This window comes from Rheinheimera sp. WS51 (assembly GCF_050936095.1).
Lineage (GTDB): Bacteria > Pseudomonadota > Gammaproteobacteria > Enterobacterales > Alteromonadaceae > Alishewanella.
In genome coordinates this window covers 1-9,493 of the sequence record NZ_JBOTRC010000026.1, presented here as the reverse complement: position 1 = coordinate 9,493, position 9,493 = coordinate 1, and the positions used below count along the sequence as shown (strand labels likewise).

Below are 9,493 nucleotides of genomic sequence, written 5' to 3'. Positions count from 1 at the left end.
GTCACTAAACGCATCGCTAATAGCGAGTGGCCACCTAAGGCAAAGAAATCACTTTGGCGCAATACTGCTGTACCTGGTAATAAATTTAGCCATAACTGCGCTAACTCTATTTCAGTTTCAGTTGTAGCTTGCTCACCTTCAGTTTCAGTCTGCAATTCAATTAATGGCAGCTCACGTTTATTAACCTTACCGTTACGAGTTAATGGGATGGCACTTAACTGCATCCACCCTTTAGGCCACATATAATCAGGTAGTCTACGTTTCAAATACTGCTGTAATTTTTCAAGTTCAACCGACTCTTCAGACGAGCTAACAAAATAGGCAGCTAGTTGCGCGCCTTGTTCTGTGTCTTGCAATACGACAGTCACATCACTAATGTTGGGGAAACTCAGGATACAATGCTCTATTTCACCTGGTTCAACACGGAATCCCCGAATTTTCAATTGCTGATCCGCACGCCCCTGATAATCATAGTGGCCTTGATGATTAAAACGAACCAAGTCACCACTTCGATACCAACGCGAGCTAGCCCCATTTAACTCTAGTTGAACAAAACGTTCAGCTGTCAGTTCCGGTGCACCAACATAGCCTTTAGCTAAACAATCACCGCCAAGATATAACTCACCAACGGCCCCTTCTGGCACCACCTGTAAATTTTTATCTAATACACAGCTAATTGTACCCGATATTGCTGAACCAATAGCAGGTAACATAGGCCAAGATTCAGCTGGAGATTTTAAAACATACTCAGTAGTAACATGGGTTTCTGATGGACCATAATGGTTAACTAACCATGCCTGAGGATGTTGCTGAAAAAACTGGCGAATTTCAGGTGTAATACGTAATTGTTCGCCCGCTGTAACTAAGACTTGTAGCTCACTGAGTTTACTGCTACTGCCAATAACAGCATGAGCCATAACTTGAAGTACCGCATAAGGCATAAAGACTCGACCTATACGCTGCTGCTGCATTAAGCTAATAAGTGCAGGCATATCAAGTCGAGTATCTTCATCAGCAACCACTAATGCACTTCCCGTTGTCAATGCTGTTGCCATCTCTTGTATTGAAACATCAAATTGTAATGAGGCAAACATTAACGTTGGTAGAGGTGCCTCTAATCTTGCAGCACCTTGTTGTTGATGAGCTAACAACGCCAAAATAGTCCGGTGTGGAACTAATACTCCCTTAGGCGTACCTGTGGAACCCGAGGTATGAATTAAATATGCGCTGTCATCAATATTATAACAAACATCATTAATCGCACTGCTTTCAATTGATGTCAACTCGTTATGACTCAAAATCAATTGTCGCACTTGGCTCAGTTTTGCCTGTTGCAAATCTAACGTAGTTAAAACTCGTGTGATACCTGCATTATTAATGATTTGCTGTAATCGTTCAGGCGGTGCTTTTGTATCTAGAGGGGTATAAACTGCTCCTAACTTTAACAGTGCCACAAAGACCAGAACAACGTCAGCACTACGTGGCAACATCACACCAACATGTTCTGCTGATTCAATACCTTGTTGGCGCAACCAGCGAGCTAGCTGATTAGTCAGCTGATCAAGCTCTTGATATGAATATTGTTTGTTTTTGTCAATCAATGCAGTTGCATCAGGTGTAACAGCAGACTGCTTTGCAATCAATTGACCAATGTTAGTGTAGCCAACAGGAAGTTGCGACGATTTTTGCTTAACTGCTACGTCTTTAGTTAGCGCTAATCTAGAAACTCTAGTTTCCGGACTATGCAAAATACTCTGTAGTAACTGCATGAAATAGCGGTTAAAACGAATAATACTATGCTCAGAAAATAAATCTGTATTGTATTCCCAGTTAAATTGCAGACCAATATCGGTTTCAGTTGCTATAAGTGTTAAATCGAATTTAGCTAAAGCGGCACGACTACGCTGTGCTTCTATATCTAATTGTTCTGGTTCAACATCTACCTGCTGATTATTATGAAGTACAAACATTAACTGGAAAAGCGGACTATAACTTAAGCTACGCTGTGGGTTCAACTCCTCAACAAGAAGCTCAAAAGGAATATCTTGGTTACTTTGCGCATCAAGGTGAGTTTGTCTTGCTTGGCCTAATGCTTGATTAAAAGTAGGATCAGATGCGAAATCATTACGCAATATTAATGTGTTTACAAAAAAACCAACCAAATGATTAAGCTCATCCCGGCGTCTATTCGCTACAGGACTACCCATAACAATATCGGTTTCATTACTTAGTCGGCTGACTAATACCGCAAAAGCAGTTTGTAATAACATAAACAATGTTACGTCATGCTTTTGAGCGAGCTGCTTTAATTGTTCAACTGTCGTTAAATCAATATCAGAGTCAAGCCAAGCACCATTAAAAGTTTGGCTAGCCGGCCTTGGTTTGTCCAATGGCAGATTATGCACCGCAGGAGCTCCAGCTAAAGCGTCGCGCCAGAAGCTCACTTGTTTATGTAACATTTCTCCAGCCAACCACTCACGCTGCCATACTGCAAAATCGATATATTGCACAGGTAAGGCTGGCAACGGGCTCGCTTTCCCTTGGCTGAAGGCATCATAAAGACGCACAAACTCTTCAGCTAATATTCCCATTGACCAACCATCAGCCACAATATGGTGTACTGTCATCAACAGCATATGTTCAGAGTCAGACATTTTTAATAGCTTGACTCTCAACATCAAGTCTTGTTGTAAATTAAAACTAGTATTCGCCTCAATTAAAGCTAATTGATGCTGTTGTTGGATCTGTTGTGCTGCTGGTAAATTAGATAAATCTGTTATTGATAAGACAAAATCAGCTTCAGGTTGTACCCATTGTAGCGGTACGCCGTCTTGCTCAACAAAGCGGGTACGTAAAGTTGCATGACGCTTAAATATAGTATCGAATACTTGCTGTAAACAGCTATAATCTAACTTCCCTCGCAATCTGTAGGACATAGGGATATTATAATTTCCGCTGCCTTCATCTAACTGATGCATAAACCACATTCGCTGTTGGGCGTAAGATAAAACAGCCTTATTGTTAGCATGTTGCAATGAACGTAGTTTTGGTTGTGCCGCGCACGGCTGAGCCTGATTAATAGATACAGCAAGTTTTGCAACCGTATTAGCTTCAAAAATTATTTTAACAGTTAACTCTGTTGCAAATTCGGCAAAAATCGCATTAACTAAACGAGTAGCTAATAAGGAGTGACCTCCAATCCTGAAGAAGTTATCGTCACGGCCAACTTGGTCAATGCGCAAGAGATTAGCCCAGATCATTGCAAGCCGTTGCTCAGTTTCTCCTTGAGGAGCTTGGTATGCATGACTTTGTTGCCAATTGACTTCAGGTAATTGATGCCGATCCACTTTACCATTAGGTCGAAGAGCAAACTTTTCCATACAATGGTAATACACGGGTTGCATATAATCGGGTAATTCTTGTGCCAATTGTACTCGTATACGATCTACAAGTTGCATTTGCTCTGTAGTGTTTGTTTGTAAATACGCAATCAGCTGCTTATCTTCAGCACTGCCAACCACTTTAACTAAGGCATTACTTATTGCCTCATGTTGCAAAAGTTTAGCTTCTATTTCACCAAGCTCTAATCGATAACCGCGAATTTTCACTTGATCATCCATTCTACCCAAACAATGGATTTGACCTTGCCAATCAAGACGTCCTAAATCTCCAGTCCGGTACGCTCTACCTATTGGTGTTTGAATGAATTTTTCAGCTGTCTGATCCTCTTGACCTAAGTAGCCCAAAGCTAAATTGCTACCTGTTACGACAATTTCAGCAATAGCACCTTGAGAAACTGGCTGTTGTTGCTTATCTAACAATAATAATTGGCTATTACTAATAGCTTGCCCTACTGGCACATACATACTGTTACCAGTCCCCTGCAAGCTGACATTGTAATAACTGATATCAGACATGACTTCTGTAGAGCCGTAAAGGTTGATCAGTTGGGTTGGAGCTAACTGTGCTAGCGCTTGGTTTGCCAGAGAAACAGGTAAAGGTTCACCACTCACAAACCAGTACCGCAAAGCATTTAATTTCATGCCTTTTCGTTGCTGATACTCCAATAAACTCCGTAATAGAGAGGGGGCAGTAACTAGACGTGATATTTTCCGTTGCTGTAAACGAGCAAAGAGTAAACTAGGCTCTTTTACCTCAGCTCGGTCAATTAAATGCAGTGTCTGACCACACAGTAAAGGTAACCACAGCTCCCAGACAGCTCGAGTAAAAGCCATCGATGTAATATGGCAACACTGCTCACCCTCATCAAATGGATATTGATCTTTCATCCACAGCACCCTATTTAAGGTTGCTTCATGTGTTCCTACTACCCCTTTTGGCTGACCTGTTGAACCTGATGTGAAAATAATATGAGCTGCAGTCTGAGCTGTAATATTAGTGTAATCAGGTTGCTGAGCCGAACATTGTGTCACTGTTTGGCTAAAATCAGTATGATCAGTAATCAACACTGGCACTTGCTTAGGCCATTGGTAACCTTTAGCAAGTTCAACACTGCTTAACACTAGATTCACCTCGGCTGCTTGAGCCATATAATTGACACGTGCAGCAGGTAACTCAGTCGATAAAGGTACATAAGTCGCACCACACTTAACTACGGCAAGCATAGCCACGATGCGCTGTAAATTTCGAGGTAGTGCTATAGCAACTCTAGCACCGGTCTCTAATAAGAAGTGTTGTTTAAAATATTCAGCCCATTGATTACTTAAGTGGTCAAGTTCAGCATAACTCACTTTTTGTTCTTGGCACTGTAACGCAATTCTATTCGCGTTTTGTTTTGCTATTAAACTAAAAAGTTCAGGAATAGACTGGACCGAAAGCTTATGTTCAAGCCTAGTTTCTGGCCATTGTTCTCCCCAGTTATGGGATAGTACTGGTGTATTCGATGTTAGAGTAAATTGACTCAGCAAATATTCAAACTGTGTTGCAGCTAATACTATAGATGAGGCGTCAAACACATTTGCGTCGTATACCCAGTTTAATATTAACTCGCCAGTACTGTCATCAGCATAAAGAGTAAGATCATACTTATTTTGCACCTCGCCTAAGCTTAACATTTCGACTTCTGTTTGATACAAGCTAAAAGGCTGCTGTTCATTATTGTTGTAATTCAACATAATTTGAAACAGAGGTGTATGGGTTAAACTTCGTTGCGGATTCAGCAGTTCAACTAGCTTCTCAAATGGCATGGCAGCATGTTGATGCGCATCGAGTTGAACCTGTTTTATCTGCTGTAGTAACTCAGGTAAAGTAGGATTTGTTGCTAAATCTACGCGTAATACTAAAGTATTTAAAAATACACCCATCAGCCGGCTCAGTTCTGGCTGATTACGCTGTGCTAAAGGTGTCCCTATCACTATATCATTTTCGTTACTTAACCTAGCAAGCAGTACACTGAAAACCGCATGTAACAACATAAAATCTGATACGTGATATTTTCTTGCTAACTGCTTAAATTCGCTAAGTTTAGTCGCAGAAATCGTTTGGGACCAAACGCCACCTAAATAGTTAGAGGCTACAGATCGAGGCCTATCAAGAGGCAAACTATGAACAGCAGGAATACCTTGTAGTTGTTGACGCCAATAGTCTTGGCTAGCTTCTAATTGTACAGCTGCACAATGACGTTGCCACTTAGCAAAATCACGATATTGGATCTTGTAAGGTGCCAATTCTATTGTTTGTTGCTGACAAGCAGCTTGGTATAGCTCTTGTAGATCTTGTAGAAAAACGCCCAACGAAGCGCCATCTGTTGCGATATGATGCATACATAACAACAACACATTATCGTCTTGTTCAAGCCGTAGTAGTTCAGCACGCAATAATAGATCCGAATCAAGCGCAAAAGGCTTAGACGCTAATTCATCTATCGCTTGTGAAATGCTTTGCGCATGATCTGAAGGTAACTGGGTAAAGTCCCGAACAACTAACGGTATAGATTCAGGATATGTCAACTGTTGCCAAACTTGCCCATCCTGTTCGATATAGCGAGTCCGTAAAGATTGATGGCGCTGCAATAAAATATCAAATGCCTGTTGTAAAGCATTAAATTGTAAACGACCTCGAATACGCATAGCCAGAGGCATATTGTATTGACTCGCTTGCGGTGACATTTTCTGCATGAACCACAGCCGCTCTTGAGCAAAAGATAACTCAACTAACTGATGTTCTTTTGTACAAACAGCAAGTTCTGGCAGGTAAGATTCTGACTCGCTTTGCTCAATAATAATAGCCAGCTCACGGATATTATCATGCTCAAATACTGTACGTAATGCTAACTCAATGCCAAACTCTTGCTGAATTAACATTAATAGCCGCGTCGCCAGTAAAGAGTGCCCCCCTAAGGCAAAAAAGCTACTGTCAGCACTTATATGCATTGGCTCAACTTTTAATAGTTTCGCCCAAAGTTGCTGTAGCTGTTGTTCGATATCACCTTCAATCGCAACACCTTGTGTAACGTGTTGATTAAAATCTGGTGAAGGCAAAGCGCGTTTATCCACTTTACCATTAGCAGTTAATGGTAAGGCCGATATTGGCATATAAACGGCAGGTATCATATAAGCAGGTAATAATGCTTTAAGTTGTAACTTAACCTTACTGACAAAATCAGCATGCCATTGGCTATCAGCTGTTAACACTAAATAAGCAACTAACTGTAAATGCTGCGCAGCATCTGGCAAGCTAATAACACAGGCTTGCTCGATAGTGCTTAATTGACTTAAGGCAGCAGTAACCTCTGACAGCTCGACACGAAAACCTCGTATTTTAACTTGGTCATCACTGCGGCCTAAATATTGTAGTTTATTGTCGCCACGCCAACGGACTAAATCTCCTGTTTTATAGAACCTTCCGCTCTGATGATCAATTTGAACAAAACATTCTGCGCTTAGCTCAGGTAAATTTAAGTATCCGCGCGCGACCCCAGGTCCACCGACATAGAGCTCACCGATTACTCCACGTGGTAGCAATTGCTGATTCTGATCAAGTATCAAACACTGACTTTCTCCAACAGGTAGACCTATTGCTGCATATTGACCAGCGTCTAAGTTGACGACTCTCTCTGCTGTAACAACATGAGTTTCTGTCGGGCCATAATGATTCCATAACTCACAAGCAACATGTTGTTGCATAAAATTACTAATAGCCTCATTAATAAACAAGGCTTCGCCAGCTACAATAACCTGTTTTAAGGCTGTTAGTTGAATGCGCTGACTAAGCACCTGTTCAGCTAACAGAGAAAAAACAGCAGGTGGACAAAATAGCCTTTCGATAGCGAACTGCTCTACTAGCCGGCTAAATTTCACTAAGTCACTTTTTTGCTCAGTAGTAATTAACTGTAGACAGCTAGTTGTCGCCCATGCTGTTACTAGCTCTTGTGCTGAAACATCAAAAGTAAGAGGGGTGAATTGCAGCATCTGCATCGGCTGATCTAAGCCTTGCTCTTTTTGCGCTTGAATCAAATGCAGTAATGTTCCCTGAGTTTGACATACCCCTTTAGGTTGCCCTGTAGTACCAGATGTGTATAAAATATAGGCAAGATCCGAACTGGTAATTGCATACTTAAGTTGTACCGGCGTTGCTGGTTGATTTGCTATTTGTTCTTGTACTACTTCATCATCCAATACGTGAGCACTTGGTATAGCATTAATATGATGAGTAAACTGCTGCTCTATTAGTAACAAGGCAGGTTTTGCATCATGCAGAATATAGTTTAACCGTTCAGCAGGAAGTTCAGCATCTAAAGGTAAATAAGCAGCACCTAGCTTAAGTACCGCTAATACAGTAACTATTTGAGTAATACCTCTATCTAGACATAAAGCAACAATATCACCCTTCATTGCGCCTTGCTTTTGTAGCCAAGCCGCATAACGGTTTGCCCATTGGTCTAACTCAAGGTAACTTAGTTGCTCATCCCCCATTCGCAATGCCACGTACTTAGGATATTTTTTCGCTTGATTTTCTACTAACGATGCTATATCTAAATTAACTTCAGTCGACTTTCCTTGTGATAGCTGTATCAGCTGATACCGCTGCTTACTATTTAACAACGGTACTTCTGATAAGGCTAGCGTTCTGTCATCTATAACTTGTTCAAGTACATTTATAAAAGTATCAGCCCAAGCTATGATTGTTGATTCAGCAAATATATCCGTATTGTATTCCCAGATAATCTCTAAGCCATCAGCCTGTTCAACAACCGATAACATAAGATCAAATTTACTATGTGCCAACAATTGTTCTTGCTGACTAAGCTGTAAACCAGATAATTTCCAGTCACCGTGTTGTTGATTATGTAATACCAACATAATCTGAAATAAAGGTGCATAAGCAGCACGGCGATCTTGTTGTAACTGAGCTACAAGCTGTTCAAATGGTAATTGCTGATGCTGATACGCTTCTAAGGCAACCTCTTTACTTTGTTCTAGTAACTGAGTAAAACTCAAAGCCTGATCACAATGTAGCCGCATCACTAAGCTATTGGCAAAAAAGCCTAATACCTTTTCTAGTTCTGGTTGCTCCCTATTAGCAACAGGTGTACCAATGATAATATCACTCTGCTGACTAACTCGAGATAACAACAAGGCTAAAGCTGCCTGAAGCCCCATATATAAACTAGCGCCTTGGTCTTGGCATAACGCATTCAATCGCTGCAAAGATGCCTTTGCTAATCTACATTGATAGCTATTGCCAGCAAAGCTTTGCTTCTCAGGCCGCGCATAATCTAGCGGTAAACTATGGACTTGCGGCATACCTGCCAATTTTTCTAACCAATATTGCTGTTGAACCTGTAAACGTTCAGGTGTTAGATATAATTGTTCCCAATATGCAAAATCAGCATATTGCACAAGTGTATTATCAACCGGTACCCTATTCCCTTGACAATATTGCTCATATAACTCAGTTATTTGCTGTTGTAAAAGACCTACTGACCAACCATCAGCAGCTATATGATGTAAGGTAAATACCAACACATTAACGTCATCAGCTAAATGGAGAATACAACTGCGGAGCAAATAATCATCATTCAGATTAAAGGGTAAGTTAGCATAACGCTGTAAAATTTCTCTTAAACTAAGGTCTACATTTGGATCCTGAGTTAAGTCTATTACTTCAGTAAAGTAATTATCACTACTAAAACGTTGTTGAACCGGTCCTTCCGCCGTTTTAATTATTCTAGTGCGCAAAATAGCATGTTGCTCAACAATTTGAATTAAAGCGGCTTGCAAGGCTGCAACATTCAACTTACCCACTAAACGATAAGCAAATGGCATATTATAATGGGCGCTGTTTGTTTCTAGTTGATCGACCAACCATAAGCGTTGTTGAGCATAGGATAAGGGTAATATAGCATCACTAGGTTGCTTCTGTATTTCGGGTATCAGTGTAGATTTAGGTAAAGCAGTAACATATTCGGCTAATTCTGCTAATACAGGGGTTTTAAATACTTGTGCTACCCCTATCTGACAACCAGCATGAC

Annotated in this window: 1 protein-coding gene; it reads right to left on the bottom strand. The window is 40.8% G+C overall.

All coding sequences use genetic code 11. The annotated features are described in order from the left end of the window. The coding region (locus ACRCA4_RS14655; RefSeq protein ID WP_433190240.1) for an amino acid adenylation domain-containing protein at positions 1-9,493 on the bottom strand (9,493 nt) is incomplete at both ends.